We start from the raw sequence: 24965 nt of genomic DNA, 5'->3' as shown, positions 1-24965 counted from the left end.
CGCGTGCGGCCCGGTCAGACTGCCCATCCTCCATTCCCGTAGAATGCCCGCCATGGATGTCCTGCTTGCCAATCCCCGTGGTTTTTGCGCCGGTGTCGACCGCGCGATCGAGATCGTCAAGCGCGCAATCGAGACGCTGGGCGCGCCGATCTATGTACGGCACGAGGTCGTACACAACCGCTTCGTGGTCGACGACCTCAAGCAGCGCGGCGCGATCTTCGTCGAAGAACTCGACGAGGTGCCCGACGATGCCACGGTGATCTTCAGCGCGCACGGCGTCTCGCAGGCGGTGCGTCTGGAAGCCGAGCGTCGGGGGCTGAAAGTGTTCGACGCCACCTGTCCGCTGGTGACCAAGGTGCATTTCGAGGTTGCGCGGCACTGTCGTGCCGGCCGCGACGTGGTGCTGATCGGCCACGCCGGGCACCCGGAAGTGGAAGGCACGATGGGGCAGTGGAGCCGCGAGCGCGGCCCGGGCACGATCTACCTGGTCGAAGACATCGAGCAGGTCGCCACGCTCGACGTCCGCCAGCCGGAAAATCTTGCCTACACCACCCAGACCACGCTGTCGGTGGACGACACCATGGGCATCATCGAGGCCTTGCGTGCGCGCTACCCGGCGATGCAGGGGCCGCGTCACGACGACATCTGCTACGCGACCCAGAACCGCCAGGACGCGGTGCGCGATCTGGCGCGCCAATGCGATCTGGTGCTGGTGGTGGGTTCGCCGAACAGCTCCAACTCCAATCGCTTGAGCGAGCTGGCCCGGCGCGACGGGGTGGAGTCGTACCTGATCGACAATGCCAGCGAGATCGACCCGGCCTGGATCGTCGGCAAGCAGCATATCGGTCTGACCGCCGGTGCCTCTGCGCCGCAGGTATTGGTCGATGGCGTGCTGGCGCGCCTGTGTGAGCTGGGCGCCAACGGCGTGTCCGAGCTGGAAGGCGAGCCGGAATCGATGGTGTTCGCGTTGCCCAAGGAACTACGGCTGCGTCTGGTCAGCTGACGCGACGGCTGCTGGCATCACGCGGCGCTTGCAGCGATTGACCGGGGGCGGCTGCGCTCCTACAATTCACGGCTCGCCGGAATAGCTCAGTTGGTAGAGCGGCGCATTCGTAATGCGTAGGTCGTAGGTTCGATTCCTATTTCCGGCACCACGCTCCAAGACTGGGTCGGCCTGCGCCGGCCTAGTTGCGTCTTGAAGCGCCGAGTACCGCGTTTCACGTAGCCATCGCGCACGCTGAAGAGCTGCTGCAGATATCTCGCAATCGGTGGCCGCGACGCAGGAAACGTTGCGTTGCGCTGCGCTGCGACAACATGTCGCACAAATTGACGCGGATTTATCGCGTTCGATTATTGCCAATGGGTTTCGTGCAGGTGCAGCAAAGTTTAAAATTACTGCGCCAACCCGTGTCTTCGGTCTGCGTAGCGCATCTCCTATCGGGAAGGCCGCTGCGTCGGGAACATCCCAGGACGGATACGACGAACGAGGCTGGCGTTCCTTCGCACTTGGATCGACCGATGATTCCGCTGAAACAGCTCGGACGTTTACTTCGTCCAGGTCTGATGTTGTCCTTCCTGCTGCTGGCAGGCTGCAACTCGGCCATCCTCAATCCGAAAGGCCAGATCGGCCACGACGAGAAGCAACTGCTGATCACCTCGGTGGTGCTGATGCTGATCGTGGTCATCCCGGTGATCGTGATGACGATTGCGTTCGCGTGGAAATATCGCGCATCCAACACCAAGGCCCGCTACGAGCCGGATTGGTCGCACTCCACCGCGATCGAAGTGGTGGTGTGGTCGATCCCGTGCGTGATCATCCTGGTGCTGGCGGTGCTGACCTGGCGCTCGTCGCATGCGCTGGATCCTTACCGGCCGCTGGATTCGAACGTCAAGCCGATCACCATCGAAGCGGTGTCGCTGGACTGGAAGTGGATGTTCATCTATCCCGATCAGAACATCGCCACCGTCAATGAGATTGCGTTCCCGGTGCACACGCCGCTGAACTTCAAGATCACCTCCGACACGGTGATGAACTCGTTCTTCATTCCGCACCTGGGCACCATGATCTACGCGATGGCGGGCATGGAAACCAAGCTGCACCTGGTGGCCAACGAGCCGGGCGAATACTTCGGCCTGTCGACCAACTACAGCGGTCACGGGTTTTCGAAGATGAGCTTCAAGGCGCACGCCACCGATCAAGCCGGTTTCGATGCATGGGTTGCCAAGGTCAAGGCGTCGCCGACCGCGTTGAATGCTGCCGAGTACCAGGTGCTGGCTGCCAACCGCAACGACAAGGAACAGTATCCGGTCACCTACTACTCGTCTGTGCAGGACGGCATGTTCCGCTCGCTGGTCGACAAATACATGAATGGTCCGGGCCATAACAAAGGCCACGGCGACCATCAGGCATCGGCGATGGAGCCGGTCGCCATGTGCACTTCTGGAGACAAGTGATGCTAGGCAAACTCACCATTGAGGCAGTCCCGTACCACGAGCCGATCATCATGGTCGCGCTGGGTGGTGCCGGCCTGCTCGGCCTGCTCATCGCGGGCGCCATCACCAAGTACAAGCTGTGGGGTTATCTGTGGAAGGAGTGGTTCACTTCGGTGGATCACAAGCGCATTGGTGTGATGTACATCATCGTGGCGCTGGTCATGCTGCTGCGCGGCTTTGCCGACGCGGCGATGATGCGTACCCAGCAGGCACTGGCCGGCGGCGGTGGCGAGGGCGTGTTTCCCCCGCATCACTACGACCAGATCTTCACCGCGCATGGCGTGATCATGATCTTCTTCATGGCCATGCCGTTCATGACCGGCTTGTTGAACCTGATCGTGCCGCTGCAGATCGGCGCACGCGACGTGGCGTTCCCGTTTCTGAACTCGCTGAGCTTCTGGCTGTTCGTGGCCGGTGCGGCGCTGATCAACATCTCGCTGGGCGTTGGTGAGTTCGCGCAGACCGGTTGGCTGGCGTACCCGCCGTTGTCGGGGCTGGAATACAGTCCCGGGGTCGGTGTCGATTACTACATCTGGGCGTTGCAGGTCTCCGGTCTTGGCACGTTGTTGACCGGCATCAACTTCTTCGTGACGATCATGCGGATGCGCGCGCCGGGCATGACCCTGATGCGCATGCCGATCTTCACCTGGACCGCGTTGATCACCAACATCCTGATCATCGCCGCGTTCCCGATCCTGACCGTGGCGCTGGCGCTGCTGGGTGCCGACCGTTACCTGGGCACGCACTTCTTCACCAATGATGGTGGCGGCAACGCCATGATGTACGTCAACCTGATCTGGATCTGGGGTCACCCGGAGGTCTACATCCTGATCCTGCCGGCGTTCGGCATCTTCTCCGAGTTGATTGCGACCTACAGCCGCAAGCGTTTGTTCGGCTACACCTCGATGGTTTACGCCACCTCGTGTATCGGCGTGCTGTCGTTCGTGGTGTGGTTGCACCACTTCTTCACCATGGGTTCGGGTGCCAACGTCAATGCCTTCTTCGGCATCACGACGATGATCATCTCGATCCCGACCGGCGTGAAGATCTTCAACTGGCTGTTCACCATGTTCCGCGGTCGTGTGCACCTGACCGCGCCGGTGCTGTGGACGATCGGCTTCATCATCACCTTCAGCATCGGCGGCATGACCGGCGTGATGCTGGCGATTCCGGCCGTGGATTTCGTGCTGCACAACAGCCTGTTCCTGATCGCCCACTTCCATAACGTCATCATCGGCGGCGTGGTGTTCGGTTACCTGGCGGGCTTGACCTACTGGTTCCCGAAGGCGTTCGGCTTCAAGCTCAACGAGAAGATCGGCAAGGCCTCGTTCTGGTGCTGGATCATCGGCTTCTTCGTGGCGTTCATGCCGCTGTACGTGCTTGGCTTCATGGGCATGACCCGTCGCATGAACACCTACAACCACCCCGAGTGGGCGCCGTGGCTGTACGTGGCTGCGGTGGGTGCTGCAATCATCGGCATGGGTATCTTCTTGAACCTGGTGCAGATCGGTTACAGCGTGTGGAAGCGCAAGGAGCATATGGACTACACGGGCGATCCGTGGGATGGCCGCACGCTGGAATGGGCAACCTCCTCGCCGCCGCCGTTCTATAACTTCGCCGTGCTGCCGCACATCGAGGACCGCGATCAGTTCTGGGCCGACAAGCAGAACGGCAAAGGCTGGGTGCGTCCGTCCAAGTACGAAGCGATCCACATGCCGCGTAACACCGGTGCAGGCGTCTACATCGGTGCCTTCAGTGTGCTGTTGGGCTTCGGTCTGATCTGGCACATCTGGTGGCTGGCCATCCTTGGCCTGGTGGGCATGATCGGCAGCTTCATCGCGCGCACCTTCGATGACGACATCGATTACTGGGTGCCTGCCGACGAAGTGGAGCGCATCGAAAACGCACGTTTCGCCCTGCTCGAACAGCAACAGGCGGCGCAGGCCGCGAAGGTGGTATGACCATGGCTTCCTCGACCACGCTTGACCACGCCGCCCACGCGGGCGGCCACGATCACGAGCATCACGACGGCGGTGGCAACACCGTCTTCGGGTTCTGGGTCTACCTGATGAGCGACTGCCTGCTGTTTGCCGGTCTGTTCGCCACCTATGCGGTGCTCTCCGGCGCCACGGTGGACGGGCCGACCGCCAAGGAGCTGTTCGACCTGAAGTTCGTGCTGGTGGAAACCTTCCTGCTGCTGTTCAGCAGCTTGAGCTTTGGCTTCGCAATGATCGCTGCGCACAAGCGCAAGATGGGCGGCCTGTACGGCTGGCTGGCCGTCACCGCGCTGCTGGGTATCGGCTTTTTGTGCATGGAAGTGTGGGAGTTCAATCACCTGATTCATGAAGGTGCCGGCCCGGGCCGCAGTGCGTTCCTGTCCGCGTTCTTCACCCTGGTCGGGACCCACGGTTTGCACGTGGCGTCGGGCCTGTTGTGGATGGCGGTGCTGGTGATCCAGATCTCTAAGAACGGGCTGACTGCGCGCAACAGCACACGTCTGGCGTGCCTGAGCCTGTTCTGGCACTTCCTGGACATCATCTGGATCGGTGTGTTCACCGTCGTCTATCTGCTGGGAGCGCTGTAATGGCCAATCACCACCACACCGAAACCGCGGCCGATGCGCATGCCGGCGATTTGAAGTCCTACCTGATCGGCTTTGTCATGGCCGTCGTTCTCACCGTCATCCCGTTTGCGATGGTGATGAGCGGGGCGTTCTCCAAGGGCGTCACCATCGTCGTGATTTCGGTCATGGCCGCCGTGCAGATGCTGGTGCACATGGTGTACTTCCTGCACATGGATCGCACGCCCGAGCAGCGTTCCAACGTGCAGGTGGGCCTGTTCTCGTTGCTGATCATCGGCATCGTGATCGTCGGCTCGCTGTGGGTGCTGCACAACATGAACGTCAACATGATGCATTGAGACGGCGCCACGCCGGATCGACGCACCGTTGAAGAAGAAGCCGCCCACGATTGGCGGCTTTTTTTGCGCATGAATTTGCCTGCGGCATGACCAATGGCATACGGGGAAGCCGTGGTGGGCGCTTAGCATCGTGGGCTTGCCTGTTCCAGGTCACCTGCGGAGTTGCGATGAAAATGCCCACCCTGTTGTCCGTGTCGCTGCTGGCAGCGCTGTCGTTGCCCGCCGCCGCGCAAACCGCGCCGCCGCAGGACGTGCCGTTCGACGGCACCTTGAAGATCGACGTCGACGCCACCGATCTTGCCCATCGCATCTTCAAGGTGAAGACCACCATGCCGGCCAAGCCGGGCCCGATGACGCTGCTGTATCCGCAATGGATTCCCGGCAATCACTCGCCAACCGGCCCGATCGATAAACTGGCCGGCTTGGTGATCAAGGTCGATGGCAAGGTAGTGCCCTGGAAGCGCGACCAATTCGACGTCTACGCCTTCACTGTGGATGTGCCGCAGGGCGCTGCCGAACTCGTGGCCGAGTTCAAGTTCCTCTCGCCGCAGGCGCCCAGCCAGGGTCGGGTGATGATGACCCCGGAAATGCTCAACCTGCAGTGGAATACCACCGCGCTGTATCCGGCCGGCACCTATGCGCGCAACATCAAGGCGCAGGCCAGCGTGACGTTGCCGGCCGGGTGGAGTTATGCCACCGCGCTGGAAACCGATCGTCGCGTCGGCGACACGGTGACCTTCAAGCCGATCGATTTCGACGACCTGGTCGACTCGCCGATGTTCGCCGGCAAGTACTACAAGCGCGTGGAGTTGAGCGGCGGCAAGCAGCCGGTCTATCTCAATGTGTTTGCCGACGAGGCCAAGGCGCTGGAGGCCAAGCCCGAGCAGATCAAGGCGCATGCGGCGTTGGTGCAGCAGATGGACAAGCTCTACGGCGCACGACATTTCGATCATTACGAATTCCTGCTGGCACTGACCAAGAAACTCGGCGGCATCGGCCTGGAGCATCACCGCTCCAGCGAGAACAGCGGCCCGACCAATTACTTCACCGAGTGGGACAAGAGCTGGACCATGCGCGATCTGCTGGCGCATGAGTTCAATCACTCCTGGAACGGCAAGTACCGCCGCGGCGCCGACCTGGCCACGCCCAATTTCAATGTGCCGATGGGCGACAGCCTGTTGTGGTTGTACGAAGGCCAGACCCAGTTCTGGGGTGAGGTGATGGCGGCACGCTCGGGTCTGTGGACGCAGGACCAGGCGCGCGACATGCTGGCCGGCGTTGCGGCCACCTACGAGCGTGGTCGCCCGGGCATGGCCTGGCGCACGGTGCAGGACACCACCAACGACCCCACCATGTCGATGCGCCGGCCCAAGGCCTACCGCAGCTATCAGATGGCCGAGGACTATTACTCCGGCGGCCAGATGATGTGGCTGGAGGTGGACAGCACGTTGCGCGCGCTGACCAACAACAAGCGCTCCATCGACGATTTTGCCAAGGCGTTTTTCGGCATGAAGAATGGGGCTTGGGATGTCAATCCGTACACCTTCGACGACATCGTGAGTACGCTCAACGGGGTGGCCGCCTACGACTGGGCCAGCCTGCTACGCGAGCGCATGGACGGTCATGGCTCGTTGAACGGCGGCATCGAGGCCAATGGCTGGAAGCTGGTCTACACCGACCAACCGAACCTGGTCACCAAGACCTACGAGAGCAACGAAAACGACGTGAGCCTGGCCTATTCCCTGGGCCTGTCGCTGGAGAGCTCGGGCGAGGTGAGCGAGGTGCTGTGGGATAGCCCTGCGTTCAATGCCGGCATCATCAACGGCAACACCATCGTTGCTGTCAACGGCCGCGCCTTCAGCGCGGAAGTGATCAAGGATGCGATCAAGGCGGCCAAGGGCACCACTGCGCCGATAGAACTGCTGGTCAAGCGCGGTGACCGTTACGAGACCGTCCGCATCGACTACCACGGTGGCCTGCTGTATCCGCATCTGGAGCGGATTGCCGGCAAGCCGGATCGGTTGAGCGAGTTGTACAAGGCACGCTGATGGCAAGGCGCCGGCTTCCACATGTCGAAGTCGGCGCTTGCGTCGAGGCGCCCATTATTGCATGCGGTTTTGCCGCGCTGTGGTCCACTGATTCCATAGTATAATATTCAGAGATAATCTAAATACATTCACTTCGTCGGCTTTGAATTACGCACTGTTTGCGCTGGCATGGATTGCATCTTTACGCGTGGGGCGAGCAGCCTAATTCGGCTGCAACTGTATGCAGTCCGATTGCCGACGATACGGCGAGTGAGTGTGTTCAATGAGCTCTGAATTAGATTGCTCGGAGTTTGAAATGCCGCATAGCGGCGAGAACTTCGACCCTGCGGCGATGTTTGGCGGGCGTGATTTAACGCTGGTGCAACGCGCCACGTATATCGGTGCGATGGCGCGAAATGATCGCGCCGATTTGCGGATGGCGTATTACCGCATCATCTGCTCGGCGGCAGACCGGGAAGTGCTGGCACTTGATCCCGATGGCACGAGCGTGCAGCGGTTATTGATGTTCGGCTCCAACAACTATCTGGGATTGGCCAACCATCCCAAGGTGCGCGAGCGGGTGATGCGCGCCATCGACCAATACGGCACCGGCATTGGCGGCCCACCATTTCTCAATGGATATCTACGCATTACCCAAGAGTTGGAAGAACGCCTGGCTGCGCACAAGCAGCAGGAAGATGCGATGATTTTTTCCAGCGGCTTCAGCGCCAATCTCGCCTTGCCGGGCGGGCTGGCGCGGCGTACCGATTGCGTGTACTACGATGAATATTCGCATGCCTCGTTGTTCGACGGCCTGCGGCTTGGCGGCATTCCCGCCAAGCGCTTTGCGCATAACTGATGTGTCGCGTCTTGAGGTCATGCTGGCAAAGGCCCGCCCGAACCGACAGGAGGTGTTTGTGGCGGTGGAGGGCGTTTATTCGATGGATGGCGATCTGGCACCGTTGGTACGCATCGCGCCGCTGTGCCGTCGTGATGGTGCGCTGCTGGTGGTCGACGATGCGCACGGCACCGGCGTTGTCGGCGCGCATGGCTGCGGTGCAGGCGAGCACTTCGGCGTGGCCTCGCAGATCGACGTACTGATGGGTACCTTCAGCAAGACGCTGGCGGTCAGCGGCGGCTTCGTCTGTGCATCGCGGCCATTGATCCAATATCTGCGCTATATGTCGCGCTCGTACATGTTCTCTGCGGCCCTGCCGCCGCCCACCATCGCGGCGGTGCATGGTGCGCTTGATGTCATCGAGAGCGAGCCTGAGCGCATACAGGCGTTGCACGACAACGTCGCCTACGAGGTGGCAGCACTCAACGCCTTGCCGTGGGGGTTCGCCTTGCATACCGAGTCGGCGATCCTGATCGTGCCGGCGCCGGCGCCGGCGCAGATGGATGTCAATGCCGGGTGCATTTATCTGCAGACGCAGGGACTTTTCGTGAATCCTGTGAATTATCCGGCGGTGCCGCATGGCCAGGCACGCCTGCGCATCAGCCTGATGGGCACGCATACGCGCGATGATATCGATCGCCTGGCCGATGGCATCGATGGTCTCTGGCGGCAGTACGATGCCGGCCGCTTCCGCGAGGTTTGTATTGATGAGTGCAGTGCGCCGTCGATGTGTGTCGCCCGACGGCGCGCTGCGGATTCTGTCGCGCTGATCTTTCCATGTCTCGCCGGATGCGACAGCGGCAGATTATGCTGCCGCATTGTCGAACGAGTAGACACCCATGGCGAAGGCGAAAACGGCCTATGTCTGCGGCGAGTGCGGTGCCGAGTACACCAAATGGCAGGGTCAGTGCACCGAATGCGGTGTCTGGAATACGCTGAGCGAAATCGTGCTCGAAAGCGCGACGCCGGGTGGCAAGGCGTCGCCAGCGGCATCGCGGCGTAGCGGCTGGGCCGGTAAGGCCGAGGCGCCCAAGATCACTGCGCTCAAGGACGTGCAGCAGTCCGAGCAGGCGCGTGTGTCCACCGGCATCGGCGAGTTCGATCGGGTACTGGGTGGCGGGCTGGTGGAAGGTGCGGTGGTGTTGATCGGCGGCGACCCCGGCATCGGCAAGTCGACGCTGCTGCTGCAGGCATTGGCGAGCATGGCCTCCACGCTGCCGGTGTTGTATGTGACCGGCGAAGAATCGCTTGCCCAGGTGGCAGGGCGCGCGGTGCGCCTGGATCTGCCACTGAAAGGCCTGAACGCCCTGGCTGAAACCGGTATCGAAAATATCCTGCAACACGCCAGCGTGGCACGGCCGAAGCTGATCGTGGCCGATTCGGTGCAGACGCTATGGACCGAATCGCTCACTGCGGCGCCAGGCTCGGTAAGCCAAGTGCGCGAGAGCGCCGCGCGGCTGGTGCGTTACGCCAAAGAAACCGGCACGGCCGTGTTTCTGGTCGGCCATGTCACCAAGGAAGGCGGCATCGCTGGCCCGCGCGTGCTCGAGCACATGGTCGATGCGGTGCTGTACTTCGAAGGCGAGAGCGGCAGCCGATTCCGCCTGTTACGCGCGTTCAAGAACCGCTTCGGTGCGGTCAACGAGCTGGGCGTGTTCGCGATGGGCGAGAAGGGACTCAAGGAGGTCTCCAACCCGTCGGCGATCTTCCTGTCCGGCGGCAGCACCCAGCAGCCGGGTAGTTGCGTGATGGTCACCCGCGAAGGCACACGCCCGCTGATGGTGGAAGTGCAAGCGCTGGTGGACGCCTCGCCGTTGTCCAACCCGCGTCGGGTTGCAGTGGGGTTGGAGCAGAACCGGCTGGCGATGTTGCTGGCAGTGCTGCATCGCCATGGTGGCATCGTGGTGGGCGATCAGGACGTGTTCGTCAATGTGGTGGGCGGCATTCGCGTGCAGGAAACTGCGGCCGATCTGCCAGTGCTGCTGGCGGTGCTGTCGTCATTACGCGACCGGCCGTTGTCCGAAAAGACCATTGCGTTCGGCGAGGTGGGGCTGTCCGGCGAAATCCGCCCGGTGCCCAACGGCGAGGACCGCCTGAAGGAAGCGGCGACACATGGTTTCAAGCGCGCCATCGTGCCTCGCGCCAATGCGCCCAAGACGACCAGCATCAAGGGCATGGAAATCATTGCGGTCGAGCGATTGAGCCAGGCACTGGAAGCGGCGGCCGACTGAGGTCCGCGCCGTGCCACGTGGCTCTTGCGGTCTGTGGACTCAGCAACCTGCGAACGCGGCGAAGGCACCGCCTGGGCAATCTGGGGAAGCGGCGCGCTGCCATCGCGCTGGCCGGCTGCCGGCCGACCATCGATGATCGGTTGGCTTGCTGATCATCGGGGCGGCTGTGCCGACCCTTGAAAGCGGTGGGCGCGAAACACATCACGCGCCCCGTCGGCGTGCACCAAAGGCAGTGGATTGCGTGCATCTGGCTGCTATCGGACGCCTGCAAGCCGGTACGTCCGCATCGGACTACCGGGATGGCACGCGGCACGCAGTTGCGTGCTTGGTGCATCGCTGGAGCGCGAGTGTCGATGCAGCAGGCATGACGTCAGTGGTCGCCGCCATGTCGCATCAGCGATATAACGATGCAGCTCAACACGGGTCAGCATGCGCACCGCGTTGTGCAATGCCGACGCAATGACGTGGCCCGATACATGCAGAACGCGAATTCACATCGCACGATGCGGGTGAAATGTCGCTGTAACCCGCGCTGTTGTCGATAGCGCGCCAATGCACGCAATGTCACCGTAACCTGTCGCTACAGTGCGAGCGGGACCTGCGCAACGCGGATCGCATATCTGCAGCAGCGCGCTTGCTCAGCAGGCGGCTGCGCGATGTGCCGGGCTGAGACTCGGGCTGACGGTCTTGCTCATCGTCGTTGCCTCCTTGTCGTGCAGCGCCAGCTCCAATTTGTAGCCGTGCGAGTACACGGTTCTGATGCGCACCGCACTGCTGTGATTGCTCAACTGCAGTTTCTTGCGCAGCTTGTAGATGTGCTGCTCCATGGTGCGGTCGGTGAATTCGGTGTGGCTGCCCCAGACCGCCTTGGCCAGCTGGCAACGCCGGAAGCACACGCCGGGGCTTGAAAATAGCAGCCAGGCAATCGAGAACTCGCGTGCGGTCAACACGATCGGCTTGCCATGCAGATACACGGTATTTTCGTCGCGGATCAACTGGTAGGGGCCAACGCTGAGTTGCTGCGCCTCCGGGCAGGCATGCGCCACCGGCGACATCGCCAGGGCCGCGCGCACTTGCAATTCGTGCGAATTGAAGGGAATGGACAGCACCTCCTGCGCGCCTGCGCGATACCAGCCCAGAATCTCGTCGGCGCAATCGAAACGTCCAAGCACGATCAACGGCGTGGGGTGACCACTGTGGCAGCGCTGCCAGGCCAGCAGCGAGCTGTCGTCGGCAGCGACGCAGCTGGCATCGAACACCAGTAGCTCGCAAGGCGAATGCCGCAGTGAACGCAGTAGCTCCAATTCATCGGAAAACACCGAAAAATTGTGCGAGAGCGTTGCGAGGCTGGCATGGACCTGCGAGGCCAGGCGCGCGTCCTGCGTCAACAGGAACGCCGATCCGTGTGTGTGGGGGCACTGGTCGTGCATCAGCCGACCTGCCGGGGGCGGCGCATAAGCCAGTCGTCGGTCGGATGCCGATGCCGGTCGGCCGACGTCAAGACAGAACCCAGATAGAGAAATCGATGCATCGTCGGACCAGTGGTTGCCGGGGAAGCCCGGCAGAACCGGACCAATGGTATGTACCATTGCAAGGACCAAAAGTTTCATGGTTGCGTACGATTCTTCGGGTTTGCAGCGGGTAGCTTTAACTCGCGCTCATCTAGGCGTAACGGAGTTCTGACATGTCGGGCATGTCTGGGCCGAATGCGCTTATTGCGCATGCCGCCGCGGCGCAGTGACGTACCGAGATGCGAGACCAGGTGCATCGGGCGGCCAAGGTCTAGACCAAGCTATTGCGATTTGTAGTGCGATCGCTCGGATCTGGAATACGTCGACTGCAATCTGCCTGCGCGATCCGCCCTGCTGCCAGCCATCGAGTCAGCTTCGGTATGCGGGCACGCGCAGCAATGTGACATCGCCATGACTGCGGCTGACAACGGTCAATGTGCGTGGAAGCAGCGTGTTCGCAGACGTTCTCCGGCGACGCGGGAGCATTGGTGCACCTCGACTGCATCAATACCCGACCGCATGGCATGAAATGTCCGACACAAGACGACGCAATCGGTATCTAAAAACTCACCGTGCCTCGCGAAACGCACGACGTGCACATCCGAGGACAGAGTGAGGTTTTTTGATTTTTTCAGTGTCTTCGAGTTAGAAAATCTATTGGATCCGCTGCATACAATCGTTTGCGCCAGCGAGTTCGGCGTTTGTTGTCTTTTGCTTCGCCCCCTCAAGAGAGAGACCGGCATGATCCTTTCCACCTACTTTGCAGCGATTTCTGCGTTGTCTTACGCAGAACGTCTTCCTACCTATACGAGCAGGATGCTGGTTGGTGCTTGGCCGCAGGGACTGCAGCACCTACAACAGCGACGCGACGGACAGGGCGCAACCGATGGGGCCGACGATGAGGTCAGCCTGTTCGGTGCCAGCGGCGATGCGCTGCTGATCCTGGAATATCAAGAAGAGGCCGAAGATGCGTATCGGCAGGCGTTGAAGGCGATGCGCGGACAGCAGCGCCAATTGCGCCTGCTGTCGTGCCGCAACACCGCCTGGTTGATGCTGAGCCAGCGGCGCCTGAGCGCGGCGTTGAACTGCTTCGCGCAGTTGGCGATGGATCGCGAAACACCATCCAGCCTGTGCGTCGAAAGCCTGCTGGGCAAGGCGCTGACCCACTTCCACCTGGGACAGAGCACGCTGGCCTTGCAGACGTTGGAGCGTGCCAACGAGGTGCTGGCCGACCTGGAGAGCAGCGCACCGGATTGGCTGCGTGTCGCCACTGCGCTGCGCTTGGACATGATTGCGCAGCTGCGTATCCGCCGCTCCGATCGCATGGGGGATCATGTGTTCTGGCAGGCCACACTGCGCCAGGAAGATGCCGCGCATGCGTTCGAGCCCAGCGATCTGCGCGCCTGTATCGCCGATCTGGCCGAGAGCATGCCGGTGCTGGCGCAGCGCATGCGGCATGTGCGCAACCTGCTGCGGATCGCCGGCGGCGATACCTTCGGCTTCGATGCGCAGATCGATGCATTGCCCGCTGCGGCCAGCGGATGCCCGCCATGCGCGCGTCAGGACGCGCAGGTGGAACTGGCGTTGGCTGCGTTGGCGGTAGGGCGTGCCGATCTGGCCGAGCGTGCGCTGGCCGGTGCCGGCCGGCATCATGCGCCGCGCTGGAACCTGGAATTTGAATATTGCCAGGCCAAGATCAGCCAGGCGCTCGGGCGCACCGAACAAGCGTTGTTGCTCTACAACCGTTATGCGCTGGACGCGGTGCAATGCCTGCGCAGCGAGGTGCAGGCGCCGCGCTTGCTGGAAAGCGGCATCCCGGCAAACGTCAGCGACGATATTTCCGCCCGCTTGCCGGCCAAGTATCGGCGTGCCTACAGCTACATGATCACCAACGCGCACCGCTCTGATCTGTCGATCAATGAAGTGGCCGCACAAATCGGCGTCACCGGGCGCGCACTGCAGCAGGCATTCAAGTCCGCCACCGGGCTGTCGCCGACCCAGGTGCTGCGCCGTTACCGCATGCAGAGCATCCGCGACGAACTGCTGGCCGAAGGCGGCTGCGGTAGCGTGTTGCAAGCGGCCAGTCGCTGGGGCGTGGGCAGCCGTTCGGCCTTGGCCAAGGGCTATCGCCAGCACTTCAACGAGGCGCCGATGGAGACCTTGCAGCGGTAATCTCTGCACGCCACGGCTCGGTAGCGCTATCGGGCCGTGGCGGGTCGTTTTGTCGGGGGATGCAGCGGTCGTCGCGGTGCGCAACGTAGGGCAGGGGCTGAACTGAGACGTGCGTGCTAGGTGGCTTGCGGCTATCCTTTCCGGCTGGCACTGGCACCCAGGGGGGCGCGTCCGAGGATGGGCGTCGTCGCCGAGGAAACGACGACCGATCATGCAAGACCACACTTCCGAGGCGGACGACGCCTCGCAGATCCGGCGGGCAGGCGTCGATCTCAATGGACTGATGTCGGTCCTCAGCAAGCACCTGTATTCCACTCCGGTGGTGGCGCTGCGCGAGCTGGTACAGAACGCGCACGACTCCATCCTGCGTCGCCGTCTGGAACAACCCGATTGGCAAGGCGAATCGCGCATCGAAGTGCATGCCGATGCCGCGCAAGGCAGCGTGCGCATCGTCGATACCGGTGCCGGACTGACCCAGCAGGAAATCCACGATTACCTGGCCACCGTGGGGGTGGGTTACACACGTGGGCTACGCCAGGGCGGCCACGAGGACAGCGGCCTGATCGGCATGTTCGGCCTGGGCTTTTTGTCCGCCTTCGTGCTGGCGCGGCGGGTGACCGTACGCACGACCTCGTACCAGTCTCCCACGCTGGGTCATTGCTACATCTCCAGTAATGCTGAGCAGTACACGGTCAGCCCGATGCCGGCGCGTGCGCAGGTGGGCACCGAGGTGGTGCTGGAACTGCACGACGATTATCTGTCGTTGGCACAGGAAGGACGGTTGCGCGAGATTCTGTCGCGTTACTGCGCGCTCTTACGTGAGCCGATCTGTATCGGTGCCGATCCGCAGCCGATCAATCCCGAGCCGCCGCCGTGGCGCATGCAGGACGCCGTGCCGCTGCATCCGGTGCAGGCCTGGCGCCGTCAACGCGAGTTCGCCGCGCGCTTCGAGCACAATTTCGAGCCGTTGTGCTGCATGCCGGTGCGTGCGGAAGAGGGCAGCGATGCGGTCGGCCTGTTGTGGGTGCAGGACGGCGCCACCTATGGCACCAGCGACAACCGCAATCTGTCCGTGTTCCTGCGTGGCATGTTGTTGGACGACAATGCGCGCGAGCTGCTGCCGCCGTGGGCGGGCTTCATCGGTGGGGTGATCGAATCCAATCGGTTGACGCCTACCGCAAGCCGCGAGGATTTGCAGCGCGATACGGTCTATAGCTCGGTGCAGCACGCCTTGTCCGAGGCTCTGGTGCAAGGCCTGGCCGATGTCGCACGCCAGCAGCCGGAAGCGTGGCGACGCATTCTGATACGTCACAACGAAGCCCTGCTGGGCGCGGCGCTGTGCGATGAGCGCCTGTTCGACTTGCTGCTGGAACACGTACGGGTGCCGACGTCGCAAGGCGATCTGCCGGCGCAGCAATTGCCGTCGCGCGGTGCGGTGCATGTGATCCTGGACAGCGACAGCGGTTTCGAAGAAACGCTGTTCCGCGCGATGGGCGTGCCGGTGGCCTATGGAAATCGGTATGCGGTGGTGCCGTTTCTGCGGCGTTGGGCACAGGCCAAAGGGGTACGCCTGGTCGAGCTGGGCACCGAGCAGGGCAACCGCCAGTTGTTCCATCTGGACACGCTGCCGGCCGATGAACTGGCCTGGCTGGAACAGCATCTGGGCGATGGCGAAGCGCTGGTGCCGGCGCGTTTCAGTCCGCAGGAATTGCCGCTGGTGGTGGTGCCTGATCGCGAGGCCGAGCTCAAACGTCGGCTGGAGCAGGACGAGAACGACAAGCGGGTGTCCACTGCGGCGTTGCGGCTGGCGCGGCAATTCACCGCGCGCATCGAAGCGCGGCAGACTCAGCGGCTGTATCTGAATCTCGATAATCCGGCGCTGCAGGCCTTGCTGGCCGCGCAGCGTGCCGGCAATCCGCAGGCGGTGGTCGCGGCGCGGTTGCTGCGCTCGCTGAAGGTGATCGTGTCTGCGCAAGGCCGCACCGCGCCGCCCGGCGGTGTCGAGGCGGGTGGTGGCGATCTGAACAAGGCCTTCGGCGATCTTGCCGAGGCGGTGAGTCAACTGCTGGCGCGCTGAGCGCCGCATCGAAGGACGTGCGATGGAAATCTGGAACTGGGTGGAGAAGCTGCAGGACGATCTGGGCGAAGCCGGGCAGCCGCAGAACGCGCAACTGCTCACCCGCCTGACCGACCATATCTGCGATCTGCAGATCGAACGTGCCGAAGCGTTGCTGCCCGAGGCGCGTGCGCTGGGCAAAACCCTGGCCAACCCCTGGCTGGAAGTCTTTGTCGGTCATTGGGAAATGCGCAACCGGGTCGGCAACCTGTGCGAGGGCGAACGCGCGCTGGGCGATGCGGTGGCACTGTTCGAGCGGGCGCACCGTGCCGATGCGGTGGACTGCCCGCAGTCGGTCTGCGTCACCCAGGATCTTGCCGCGTGCTACGCCAACATCGATGGTCCGGGCTGGGTGCAGGAGCGTATCGAGGTCTGCGAGGAAACGCTGGGCCGCATCGACCCGAACTGGTCGTGCTATCAGTGCCTGAGTTGCGAAAAAGCCGATGCCTTGCTCGACGACGGGCGCGGCGAGGCGGCATTGGCGTATCTGGACCGGCAGACGCAGACCATCGTGGCCCACGGTGGCGAGATCTATGACGGCGTGCCGGATATGCGTATCTCGATCCTGCTCGCGTTAGGGCGCGCGAAAGACGCTCTGGCATTGATCGAGCAACGCGAACGCGAAGCAGCACGCGAAGGCGCCGAGTGGGCCAATTGCAGCCAGCCGCGGCGCCTGCAGAAAGCGCGCGCGCTGGCCTTGTTGCATCGCGACGACGAAGCAATGGAAGCGCTGCTGCCATGGCGCAAGGTTGCCCCGCGTTACCGCCTGCATTGGTTGCGTGCAGTGGCAGTGCTGGTGTCGCTTGCGCCCGAGCGTAATAGCTGGGACCTGGGCAGCCGCTTGCAGCTGATGCTCGATCACTACGTGCAGGTCGGTGCATATCGCATGCTGATCGAGGCGGCCGAGCTTGCGATCGACCTGGCACTGCAGCGTGGCGCGATATGGACCGCACGCCGGCATCTGGCGCTTGCGCGTGCGCATCTGCCCAAGCTGCGCCAGGACCGCGGGGCAACGCAGGTGCTGGATGATTTGGCCGCACGCATCGATGCGGCGCCTGCGGGAGAAGTCGCGCCGGTCCCGGCCGCACAATTACTGGAATGGTTGAACGCGCGAGGCGACGATGCCGCGCGTAATCCCGAGCGCGAAGCGCAGTGGCTGCTGCAGGCGGTTGCGCAATGTCCGGACGATGCCGAGCTTGTGGACACCACTGCGTCGGCCTTGAGCGCCTGCGCGGCCGACGAGGACGCGATCACCTTGCTGTGGTCATTCGTGCAGCGGCATGCCGATCGCGAGACCAGCCCGACGTTTCGTCTGATGAATCTGTTGCTGGGCCGCGGCGATGACGCCGGTGTGCGTCGGTTGGCGCAGTTGTATCGCCCGCAGGTGCCGGTGGCGGCCTTGTGGTGCGAGGCGCAGCTGGCGCAGCGGTTGGCCGATTGGCCGGCGTTGGAGCGCGCCTGCACCGCACTAGTGGAGCTGTCGCCCGGCTCGCACGGTGCGCGTGGGCTGTTGGCGCGCATGTATCTCAACACCCACCGGTTTGCGGAGGCTGCCGCTGTCTACCGGCAACTCACCGAGCTGCTGGAAGAGCCGCGTTCTGCGTATTGGGACCACATGACGGCGGCCAGTGCGGCGCAGGATTGGGACGCTGTACGTGCCTCTGCGCAGGCGATCGGCATGGAGCTGAGCAGCACCAGCGGCGTGGTCGAAGAGACCTTGGGCTGGGTGATCGTGCGGTGCATCGACGATGGCGAGCTAGCCGAGTATTACGCGCGCCGGACCGGCCCGGTGACTGCACGCATCGTCGAGAACGCGCCCGCGCATCGGCGCCAGCATGTCGGCGACTGGGTGGTGTTCGACGCTGAACTGCTGTATCCGCTGCCGGAAGACGAGGCCGAACGCGAGCATTTTGTGCCGACTTACGCGCAGGTGCATGTGCTGCAGGCGGGAGGCTATGCGAACAGCTGGCTGGTAGACGGCGTGCATCCTGGCGAAGCAGCCATCGATGCGTTGCGCAATGATATCGACGCGCGCGGTTGGAAGCTGTGGCTGCATAGTCGCGACGACTATCGGTTGATCGACCCGGACGATCCGGATGGCTTCGATCCGGAAGGGGCGGGTTCGGGTTTGCCGGGCGTGCTGTTCACCGTGGCCTTGCCGGAAGCGGTTGCGCCGCTCGAATTGCATCGCGCCTTGCTTGCAGCCACAGCGCAGTGGCCGCATCCGATGTGCTGGTTGCGACTTGCCGAAGCCTGCGGCCAGGATCCGCAGCGGCATCTGGCTGCGGTGGAGCGTTACGGGTTGTAAGGACGCGATCGGAATGGTCCTGTTGCGGCCGGTCATTCGGTCGCCGCCGGGAGTGGGAATCGGGCATTCGGGATTCGTGGTGCGCTTACTGGCGCGGCTCTCGATGCGCGTCGCCACATCTGGTGTCGTCAATCCGTCCATGAAGATCGGCTGGCCGCACTGATGCCGGCCTACCGCCTCGGGTTGGATGCGGTGCCGCGTTGCCGACAGGACGATGGCTCAACTGCACGCCTTGCCTTCAAGCGCACGTGCAGCGCTATGGCTCTGCGGCCTCTTACGCGCAAGTAGCCAATCTGGACTCGATGGTCGTTGCCGACCTGAGTGATGTCACTGCCGATCGAGAGCCAAACGCCCGGTGATCGAGGCGCAGTGACGTGCCTTCCCATCGGCCGTCGCTAGGGTCCACGCTGAGTGCGGGTGTTTCTTGCGCCGCCCTGCCATGCATGAGCGCTGGCACAGCGCAGATCCGCAGGCGTGGACCGGCGTACGTTCGGCGCGTACGCTGCAATGCCACACTGCGTTCGGTAGGGACCGGATGACTGCTACGGGTTGGGCCGCTGGTTGCCCAACCTGAATTGCTTTATTGTGCAATACATCGGCGTGGGGGCGCCGCGTCGGTTTGGGCGCAGTCCAGCCCGCATGCCCAACCTTTTCTTCTTTTGGTGGGTGATCTCATGGTGGCATTGCAACAGCGCTCCATCGATGCGATTCGTGGCCAGGAAAGTGCGTTGCTGGCCGCATGGCTGGGTTCCACACCGGGCAATGATGCGCGTCTGTCGCGGCAGGAGTTCGAAGCGCAGGCGGGCGAATTCCTGCGCCTGCTGGTGACCTCGTTGAAGGACGACGGCAGCAGCCTGGACAGCGCCGAGTGGAGCGAGGTGCGGCGCTTTCTGGAAAATCTCTCGCGGGACCGCGCCACGCGCGGCTTCGATTCGCAGGAGACCGCCAACTTCATCTTTTCGCTCAAGCGTGTGTTGTTTGCGCTGGTGCAGCGCGAATACGTCAGTACCCCGGAAGAGCTCGGCCAGCAGCTGTGGGCGCTATCGGAATTGCTCGACCGCCTGGGCCTGTACACCGTCAAGGCGTTCCAGAAGACCCGCGAAGACATCATCGTGCGTCAGCAGGAAGAGATGCTGGAGCTCTCCACTCCGGTGGTGAAACTGTGGGACGGCGTGCTGGCCTTGCCGATGATCGGCACGCTGGATTCGCAGCGTACACAGGTGGTGATGGAGTCGCTGTTGCAGCGCATTGTCGATACCGGCTCGGAAATCGCCATCATCGACATCACCGGCGTGCCCACCGTGGACACGCTGGTGGCGCAGCACTTGCTCAAGACCGTCACCGCGATCCGGCTGATGGGGGCCGATGCCATCATCAGCGGCGTGCGCCCGCAGATTGCGCAGACCATCGTGCATCTGGGCCTGGATCTGCAAGGCATCGTCACCAAAGCCAACCTGGCCGATGCGCTGGCGCTGGCGCTCAAGCGCACCGGCGTGACCGTCAGCAAGGCGAGCTGACATGGAGCGTATCCCGATCCTGCGGATGGGCGATCTACTGCTGGTCACCATCCAGGTGGACATGCACGATCAGCTCGCGCTGCAGTTGCAGGAAGATCTGTCGGAAAAGATCAGCAGCACCTCCGCGCGTGGCGTGCTGATCGACATTTCCGCGCTGGATATCGTCGATTCGTTCATCGGTCGCATGATCAGCACCATCTCCGGGCTGGCCGCAATCATGGACGCGCAAACCGTGGTGGTGGGCATGCAGCCAGCCGTGGCGATCACGCTGGTCGAGCTGGGCCTGACCTTGCCCTCGGTACGCACCGCGCTCAATGTCGAACGCGGCATGCGCCTGTTGCAGCAACCCGACGAGACTGCATGACGACGGGTTCCCAACCGGTGCGCACCGAACAGGATGTGGTGCTCGCGCGGCAGACCGTGCGCAAGCTGGTGGTGCAATGCGGCCTGCGGCTGGTCGACCAGACCAAGCTGGTCACCGCGGCCAGCGAGCTGGCGCGCAACACCGTGATCTACGGCGGTGGCGGCGACATGGATTGGGCGCTGGTGGAAAGCGGCATCCGCAAGGGCGTGCGGCTGACCTTTCGCGACCAGGGGCCCGGCATTCCCGATCTGGACCTGGCGCTGACCGATGGCTGGACCTCCGGCGGCGGACTCGGCCTGGGCCTGTCCGGCAGCCGCCGGCTGGTGGATGACTTCGTCCTCGACACAGCGCCGGGCGAGGGCACGCGCATCACCATCACCAAATGGAAGTGAATGTCGCCGGCGCGGTGACCCGCTCGTTTCGTGTCGAGGAAACGAGTCAAGTCGGGCAGGCGCGCCGCGAAGCAACCGCGTTGGCACAGGCACTCGGCTTCGACGAAGCCGGCTGTGGGCGGGTTGCGCTGGTCGCCACCGAACTTGCCACCAATATGGTCAAACATGGGCGTGGCGGTTTCCTGCAGCTGTCTACGGTGGCTGCACGCGACGGCGGCTTGGGCGTGGAGCTGTGCGCTGTCGATGACGGCCCGGGCTTCACGCTTGCAGATGGCCTGCGCGATGGCTATTCCACCGCCGGCACGCCGGGCACCGGCCTGGGTGCGATCAAGCGCCAGGCGCAGCTGCTGGATGCCTATTCCGATGCCAAGGGCGCGATTGTGCTGGCGCGCGTGTTCGCCCAGCCACGTGCGGAATTGGATATGCCCTACGGCGCGCTGCGCGTGCCGCTACACAGCGAAGTGGTGTGCGGCGATGGTTGGCACTTTGCGATCGACGCGCAGCGTGTGACTGTCAGCGTGATCGACGGTCTGGGCCACGGGCCAGGTGCGGCCGATGCGGCAGATGCCGGCACGCGCGCTGCGGCGCTGGCCAATGGCGAGCCCGGCGAGCGCATCGCGCGGCTGCATGCCGGCATGAGCGGTACGCGCGGCGGCGCGGCGGCGGTCATGCAGTTCGATGCGAGCAGCGGCAAAGTGCGCTTTGCCGGGGTGGGTAATATCGTCGCATCGCTGTGCGACGGCGATGGCGTGCGCGGCATGCCATCGCATCCGGGCATCGTCGGCGCACAGGTTCGCAAGGCGCAACCGTTCGACTTCCCGCAGGCGGCTGGCAAGCTGTTGGTGATGCACAGCGATGGCCTGCAATCGCGCTGGAATCTGCGCGACCACCCCGGGCTGCTTTCGCGCCACCCACGCATCGTGGCTGCGCTGCTGCTACGCGATTACACGCGTGGACGTGACGATTGCTGTGTGTTCGTCATGCGCTTAGGAGGCATGCAATGAATTCGACTACCGATGTATCGGCTCTCGCTACGACGGCCGAACTCGAAAGCTTGCGGCAGCAGAATCAGGCCTTGCGCGAAGAGCTGGAAGAAACCAACCAGGGCGTGCTGGCGCTGTATGCCGAGCTCGACCAGCAGGCCGAACAGCTGCGCGATGTCTCCGAACTCAAAAGTCGGTTCCTGTCGTACATGAGCCACGAGTTCCGTACGCCGTTGGGTTCGATCCTGAGCATCACCCGCTTGCTGGAAGACGGCATGGACGGACCGCTCAACGATGAGCAGCTCAAGCAGGTGCGCTTCGTCAGCGGTTCGGCGCGCGAGCTCACCGAGATGGTGGACGACCTGCTGGATCTGGCCAAGATCGAGGCCGGGCGCATCACCATCTCGCCGGGCTGGTTCGACCTGATGGACTTGTTCGCGGCCTTGCGCGGCATGTTCCGTCCGCTCACCGATACGGGCACGACCACGCTGATATTCGATGATCCGCCGGTGTTGCCGATGCTCTACACCGACGACAAGAAGCTGGCGCAGATCCTGCGCAATTTCATTTCCAACGCGCTCAAATTCACCCCGCACGGGCATGTGCGCGTGTTTGCGCAGCTGGAAGGCGATGCCCACGTCCGCTTTGGCGTGCAGGACACCGGCATCGGCATTCCGGCCGAGCTTCACGGGGCCTTGTTCGAAGATTTCGTACAGGTGGATTCGCCGCTGCAAAAACGCCTCACCGGTACCGGCCTGGGGTTGTCGATCTGCAAGCGGTTCGCCGAATTGCTGGGCGGCCGGGTCGGAATCAACAGCGTGGTCGGGCAGGGCTCGGAATTTTACGTGGTGCTGCCGGTGACGTTGGCAGCGGAGGATGCACGTGGGCAGTAAGCAGCACATCCTGGTCGTCGACGATAATGCGGTGACGCGTTATTCGGTGCGGCGCGTGCTCGAACATCACCAGTTCGTGGTCGAAGAAGCCGGCACCGGCACCGAAGGTCTGGCCACACTGGCCGCACAGACGTTTGCCGCGGTCGTGCTGGACGTCAATCTGCCGGACATGAGCGGCTTCGACATCGTGCGGATACTGCGCGCGGAGCCGCGCACCGCGCTGCTGCCGGTGGTGCATGTCTCGGCGGCCTCGATTGCCACCGGCGACATGATTACCGGGCTGGATGCCGGTGCCGACGCCTACCTGATCCATCCGGTCGACCCCAACGTGCTGGTAGCCACGCTGCGCACGCTGCTGCGCGCCCGTCGGGCAGAAGAGGCATTGCGCATCAGCGAAGCGCGCTTCCGCGAAATCTTCGAACATATCAGCGCGCCGATTGCGGTGGTGGATGCCAACCTGCACACGCACGACGCCAATGCCGCGTTTCAGCGCCTGATCGGCAGCGCTACGCCCGGCGAGGCGATCCACGCCGCCGGGCTGGATCAGGCGGCCGCCGTGCACGCCCTGACCACCGCGCTGGCGCAACGTGAGCGTTGGAGCGGAGCGATGTCGTTGCTGCGCGATGGCAAGCTGTGCGAGACCGAATGGCGGGTGTCTCCGTACCGCGAGCCGGATCTGGGTCTGTTGTTGGTGGAAGACGTCACCGAGCAGCGCCTGCGCGAGCGCGAACAGCGCCAGGAACTGGATACCGCCACCAGCGAGCTCGCACATCAGATCGCGCAGCGTCAGCACACCGAAATCCAGCTGCTGCAGGCGCAGAAGATGGAAGCGCTGGGCAAGCTCACCGGCGGCATCGCGCACGACTTCAACAACCTGCTGACCAGCATCATTTCCGGGTTGGACATGATCCAGCTGGCGGTGGAATCCAACCGCATCGAGCGCGTACCCCGCCTGGCCGAGATCGCCACCGGCTCGGCGCACCGTGCTGCCGCGCTGACCCAGCGCATGCTGGCGTTCGCACGCAAGCAATCGCTGGATGCGCAACCGTTCGACGTCAACATTCGTGTGCGTTCGCTGGAAGACATGCTGCAGCGGTCGATCGGCGAAAACATCGAGTTGGAACTGGAGCTTGCGTCCACGCCGCTGGTGGCGATCGCCGATGCCAATCAGCTCGAAAACGTGGTGCTCAACCTGGTGATCAATGCGCGCGATGCATTGAAAGGGCAGGGCACCATCCGCATCCAGAGCGAAGCCTACACCGCGCACAACGACCCGGAACTGGACGACGGCGACTACGTCGCAGTGAATGTGATCGACAACGGCAGCGGCATCGAGCCGGCCATTCTTGACCAGGTGTTCGAACCGTTTTTCACCACCAAACCGATTGGCGAAGGCACCGGCCTGGGCTTGTCGATGACTTACGGGTTCGCACGTCAATCCGGCGGAACCGCGCGCATCACCAGTCATGTGGGGCGTGGCACCACGGTGGCGCTGCTGTTGCCGCGTGGGCTCTCGGCCAACGAGGTGCTGCCGGCACCGGCGCCAAGCGCACCGCGCACGCGTAACGAGCGCATCCTGCTGGTCGACGACACCGATGTGGTGCGCATGATGGTGAGCGAAGTGCTCAGCGATGCCGGCTACCAGGTGATCGAAGCCGAAGATGCCAACGGCGCGCTGGAACAATTGCGCACCGAGGTGCATATCGATCTGGTGGTTTCCGATGTCGGCCTGCCCGGCATGAACGGGCGCGACATGGCGGATGTGGCGCGCATGCTACGTCCGGGTCTGCCGATTTTGTTCATTACCGGCTACGCCGAGAACGCGGCCACGCGGCAGGAATTCCTGGCCGAAGGCATGGCCCTGCTGCCCAAGCCCTTCAGCCTCAACGATCTGCTCAACACGGTGGGACAGATGCTCGACAGCAGCGTGCTGGCGCGGGCGTAGCACGTTGAAGCGGTCGATAAAATTCATGCGCAGCTGAAGCGCGTGCGCGGCCGTTGCTCGAAAACGGCATGCGCCACATCTGCATGCCGATGCGTGCGCGCCGCTCACCGCGTATAAGCGTACGGCCCGAATGTGGCGCCTGGAAAACCGCCGGCCGACGCGGTGCTGAGCACACGTGCATCCAGCAGGCAGGCCA

General features: G+C 63.2%; 18 protein-coding genes, 1 tRNA gene and 1 pseudogene. 19 read left to right on the top strand and 1 reads right to left on the bottom strand.

The genetic code is table 11. The features are described from left to right. The first annotated feature begins 52 nt into the window (after positions 1-52). The 10 genes and pseudogenes from ispH to radA all read left to right on the top strand — a co-directional run bounded on the left by ispH (position 53) and on the right by radA (position 10568). A complete protein-coding gene (ispH, locus tag XBLMG947_RS13655; protein ID WP_065469221.1) occupies positions 53-1003 on the top strand; it encodes a 4-hydroxy-3-methylbut-2-enyl diphosphate reductase in 951 nt (316 codons plus the stop codon). Between the two features lie 75 nt (positions 1004-1078). After that, positions 1079-1154, top strand: a tRNA-Thr gene (locus XBLMG947_RS13650). Between the two features lie 364 nt (positions 1155-1518). After that, positions 1519-2454: a ubiquinol oxidase subunit II gene (gene cyoA, locus XBLMG947_RS13645; protein WP_065469220.1), complete on the top strand. Its 936-nt coding sequence runs from the start codon at positions 1519-1521 to the stop codon at positions 2452-2454. Then, positions 2454-4454, top strand: coding sequence for a cytochrome o ubiquinol oxidase subunit I (gene cyoB / locus XBLMG947_RS13640; protein WP_065469219.1), 2001 nt, complete (start codon positions 2454-2456; stop codon positions 4452-4454). The genes cyoA and cyoB overlap by 1 nt, the downstream gene beginning before the upstream one ends. Then, complete coding sequence (gene cyoC, locus XBLMG947_RS13635; protein WP_181093249.1) at positions 4451-5077, top strand: cytochrome o ubiquinol oxidase subunit III; 627 nt, start codon at positions 4451-4453, stop codon at positions 5075-5077. The genes cyoB and cyoC overlap by 4 nt, the downstream gene beginning before the upstream one ends. Further along, positions 5077-5412 carry a cytochrome o ubiquinol oxidase subunit IV gene (cyoD, locus tag XBLMG947_RS13630; protein WP_065469218.1) on the top strand — a complete coding sequence of 112 codons (336 nt, stop codon included), beginning with the start codon at positions 5077-5079 and terminating at the stop codon, positions 5410-5412. Before cyoC ends, cyoD begins: the two co-directional genes overlap by 1 nt. Positions 5413-5579: 167 nt before the next feature. Then, positions 5580-7460, top strand: a complete 1881-nt coding sequence (locus XBLMG947_RS13625) for a M61 family metallopeptidase (RefSeq protein WP_167352028.1) — start codon at positions 5580-5582, stop codon at positions 7458-7460. 262 nt (positions 7461-7722) lie between these two features. After that, a complete protein-coding gene (locus XBLMG947_RS23960) occupies positions 7723-8298 on the top strand; it encodes an aminotransferase class I/II-fold pyridoxal phosphate-dependent enzyme (protein WP_258077764.1) in 576 nt (191 codons plus the stop codon). Continuing rightward, positions 8222-8932, top strand: a pseudogene (locus XBLMG947_RS23955) (aminotransferase class I/II-fold pyridoxal phosphate-dependent enzyme); the annotation flags it as partial. The gene XBLMG947_RS23960 and the pseudogene XBLMG947_RS23955, both read left to right, overlap by 77 nt. A 244-nt stretch (positions 8933-9176) precedes the next feature. After that, positions 9177-10568 (top strand): DNA repair protein RadA, encoded by a 1392-nt coding sequence (gene radA / locus XBLMG947_RS13615; RefSeq protein WP_065469216.1) that lies wholly within the window; start codon positions 9177-9179, stop codon positions 10566-10568. Positions 10569-11206: 638 nt separating this feature from the next. On the opposite strand, the gene XBLMG947_RS13610 is transcribed toward radA, so the two are convergent. Next, the gene (locus XBLMG947_RS13610) at positions 11207-11998 is read right to left on the bottom strand and encodes a winged helix-turn-helix transcriptional regulator (RefSeq protein WP_065469215.1); all 792 of its coding nucleotides are present in this window, start codon (positions 11996-11998) and stop codon (positions 11207-11209) included. Positions 11999-12895: 897 nt separating this feature from the next. Between XBLMG947_RS13610 and XBLMG947_RS13605 the strand changes: the two genes are divergently transcribed. The 9 genes from XBLMG947_RS13605 (at position 12896) to XBLMG947_RS13565 (ending at position 24769) form a co-directional block, all read left to right on the top strand. Then, positions 12896-14251, top strand: coding sequence for a helix-turn-helix transcriptional regulator (locus XBLMG947_RS13605; RefSeq protein ID WP_181093255.1), 1356 nt, complete (start codon positions 12896-12898; stop codon positions 14249-14251). Between the two features lie 211 nt (positions 14252-14462). Then, entirely contained in the window at positions 14463-16328 is a 1866-nt protein-coding gene (locus XBLMG947_RS13600; protein WP_065469213.1) for an ATP-binding protein, read from the top strand. 22 nt (positions 16329-16350) lie between these two features. Next, on the top strand, positions 16351-18675 hold the full coding sequence (locus XBLMG947_RS13595) for a hypothetical protein (protein WP_065469212.1): 2325 nt from the start codon (positions 16351-16353) through the stop codon (positions 18673-18675). 674 nt (positions 18676-19349) lie between these two features. Beyond that, positions 19350-20192, top strand: a complete 843-nt coding sequence (locus XBLMG947_RS13590; RefSeq protein ID WP_065469211.1) for an STAS domain-containing protein — start codon at positions 19350-19352, stop codon at positions 20190-20192. Between the two features lies 1 nt (position 20193). Then, a complete protein-coding gene (locus tag XBLMG947_RS13585; protein WP_065469210.1) occupies positions 20194-20556 on the top strand; it encodes an STAS domain-containing protein in 363 nt (120 codons plus the stop codon). Continuing rightward, positions 20553-20948, top strand: a complete 396-nt coding sequence (locus XBLMG947_RS13580; RefSeq protein WP_065469209.1) for an anti-sigma regulatory factor — start codon at positions 20553-20555, stop codon at positions 20946-20948. Before XBLMG947_RS13585 ends, XBLMG947_RS13580 begins: the two co-directional genes overlap by 4 nt. Continuing rightward, complete coding sequence (locus XBLMG947_RS13575; protein ID WP_065469208.1) at positions 20939-21952, top strand: ATP-binding protein; 1014 nt, start codon at positions 20939-20941, stop codon at positions 21950-21952. Before XBLMG947_RS13580 ends, XBLMG947_RS13575 begins: the two co-directional genes overlap by 10 nt. Then, positions 21949-22824 carry a sensor histidine kinase gene (locus XBLMG947_RS13570; RefSeq protein ID WP_065469207.1) on the top strand — a complete coding sequence of 292 codons (876 nt, stop codon included), beginning with the start codon at positions 21949-21951 and terminating at the stop codon, positions 22822-22824. Before XBLMG947_RS13575 ends, XBLMG947_RS13570 begins: the two co-directional genes overlap by 4 nt. Beyond that, a complete protein-coding gene (locus XBLMG947_RS13565) occupies positions 22814-24769 on the top strand; it encodes a response regulator (RefSeq protein WP_181093246.1) in 1956 nt (651 codons plus the stop codon). Before XBLMG947_RS13570 ends, XBLMG947_RS13565 begins: the two co-directional genes overlap by 11 nt. The last annotated feature ends 196 nt before the right edge of the window (positions 24770-24965 follow it).

This window comes from Xanthomonas bromi, assembly GCF_900092025.1.
Classification (GTDB): Bacteria; Pseudomonadota; Gammaproteobacteria; order Xanthomonadales; family Xanthomonadaceae; genus Xanthomonas; species Xanthomonas bromi.
Note: the sequence above shows the minus strand (reverse complement) of the source record. Positions and strands in the feature narration are given on the sequence as shown.

Bases quoted from the DNA above. Each gene is read 5' to 3' on its own strand.
- ispH (WP_065469221.1), top strand. From the start codon at position 53: ATGGATGTCCTGCTTGCCAATCCCCGTGGTTTTTGCGCCGGTGTCGAC.
- cyoA (WP_065469220.1), top strand. From the start codon at position 1,519: ATGATTCCGCTGAAACAGCTCGGACGTTTACTTCGTCCAGGTCTGATG.
- cyoB (WP_065469219.1), top strand. From the start codon at position 2,454: ATGCTAGGCAAACTCACCATTGAGGCAGTCCCGTACCACGAGCCGATC.
- cyoC (WP_181093249.1), top strand. From the start codon at position 4,451: ATGACCATGGCTTCCTCGACCACGCTTGACCACGCCGCCCACGCGGGC.
- cyoD (WP_065469218.1), top strand. From the start codon at position 5,077: ATGGCCAATCACCACCACACCGAAACCGCGGCCGATGCGCATGCCGGC.
- XBLMG947_RS13625 (WP_167352028.1), top strand. From the start codon at position 5,580: ATGAAAATGCCCACCCTGTTGTCCGTGTCGCTGCTGGCAGCGCTGTCG.
- XBLMG947_RS23960 (WP_258077764.1), top strand. From the start codon at position 7,723: ATGAGCTCTGAATTAGATTGCTCGGAGTTTGAAATGCCGCATAGCGGC.
- radA (WP_065469216.1), top strand. From the start codon at position 9,177: ATGGCGAAGGCGAAAACGGCCTATGTCTGCGGCGAGTGCGGTGCCGAG.
- XBLMG947_RS13610 (WP_065469215.1), bottom strand. From the start codon at position 11,998: ATGCACGACCAGTGCCCCCACACACACGGATCGGCGTTCCTGTTGACG.
- XBLMG947_RS13605 (WP_181093255.1), top strand. From the start codon at position 12,896: ATGCTGGTTGGTGCTTGGCCGCAGGGACTGCAGCACCTACAACAGCGA.
- XBLMG947_RS13600 (WP_065469213.1), top strand. From the start codon at position 14,463: ATGCAAGACCACACTTCCGAGGCGGACGACGCCTCGCAGATCCGGCGG.
- XBLMG947_RS13595 (WP_065469212.1), top strand. From the start codon at position 16,351: ATGGAAATCTGGAACTGGGTGGAGAAGCTGCAGGACGATCTGGGCGAA.
- XBLMG947_RS13590 (WP_065469211.1), top strand. From the start codon at position 19,350: ATGGTGGCATTGCAACAGCGCTCCATCGATGCGATTCGTGGCCAGGAA.
- XBLMG947_RS13585 (WP_065469210.1), top strand. From the start codon at position 20,194: ATGGAGCGTATCCCGATCCTGCGGATGGGCGATCTACTGCTGGTCACC.
- XBLMG947_RS13580 (WP_065469209.1), top strand. From the start codon at position 20,553: ATGACGACGGGTTCCCAACCGGTGCGCACCGAACAGGATGTGGTGCTC.
- XBLMG947_RS13575 (WP_065469208.1), top strand. From the start codon at position 20,939: ATGGAAGTGAATGTCGCCGGCGCGGTGACCCGCTCGTTTCGTGTCGAG.
- XBLMG947_RS13570 (WP_065469207.1), top strand. From the start codon at position 21,949: ATGAATTCGACTACCGATGTATCGGCTCTCGCTACGACGGCCGAACTC.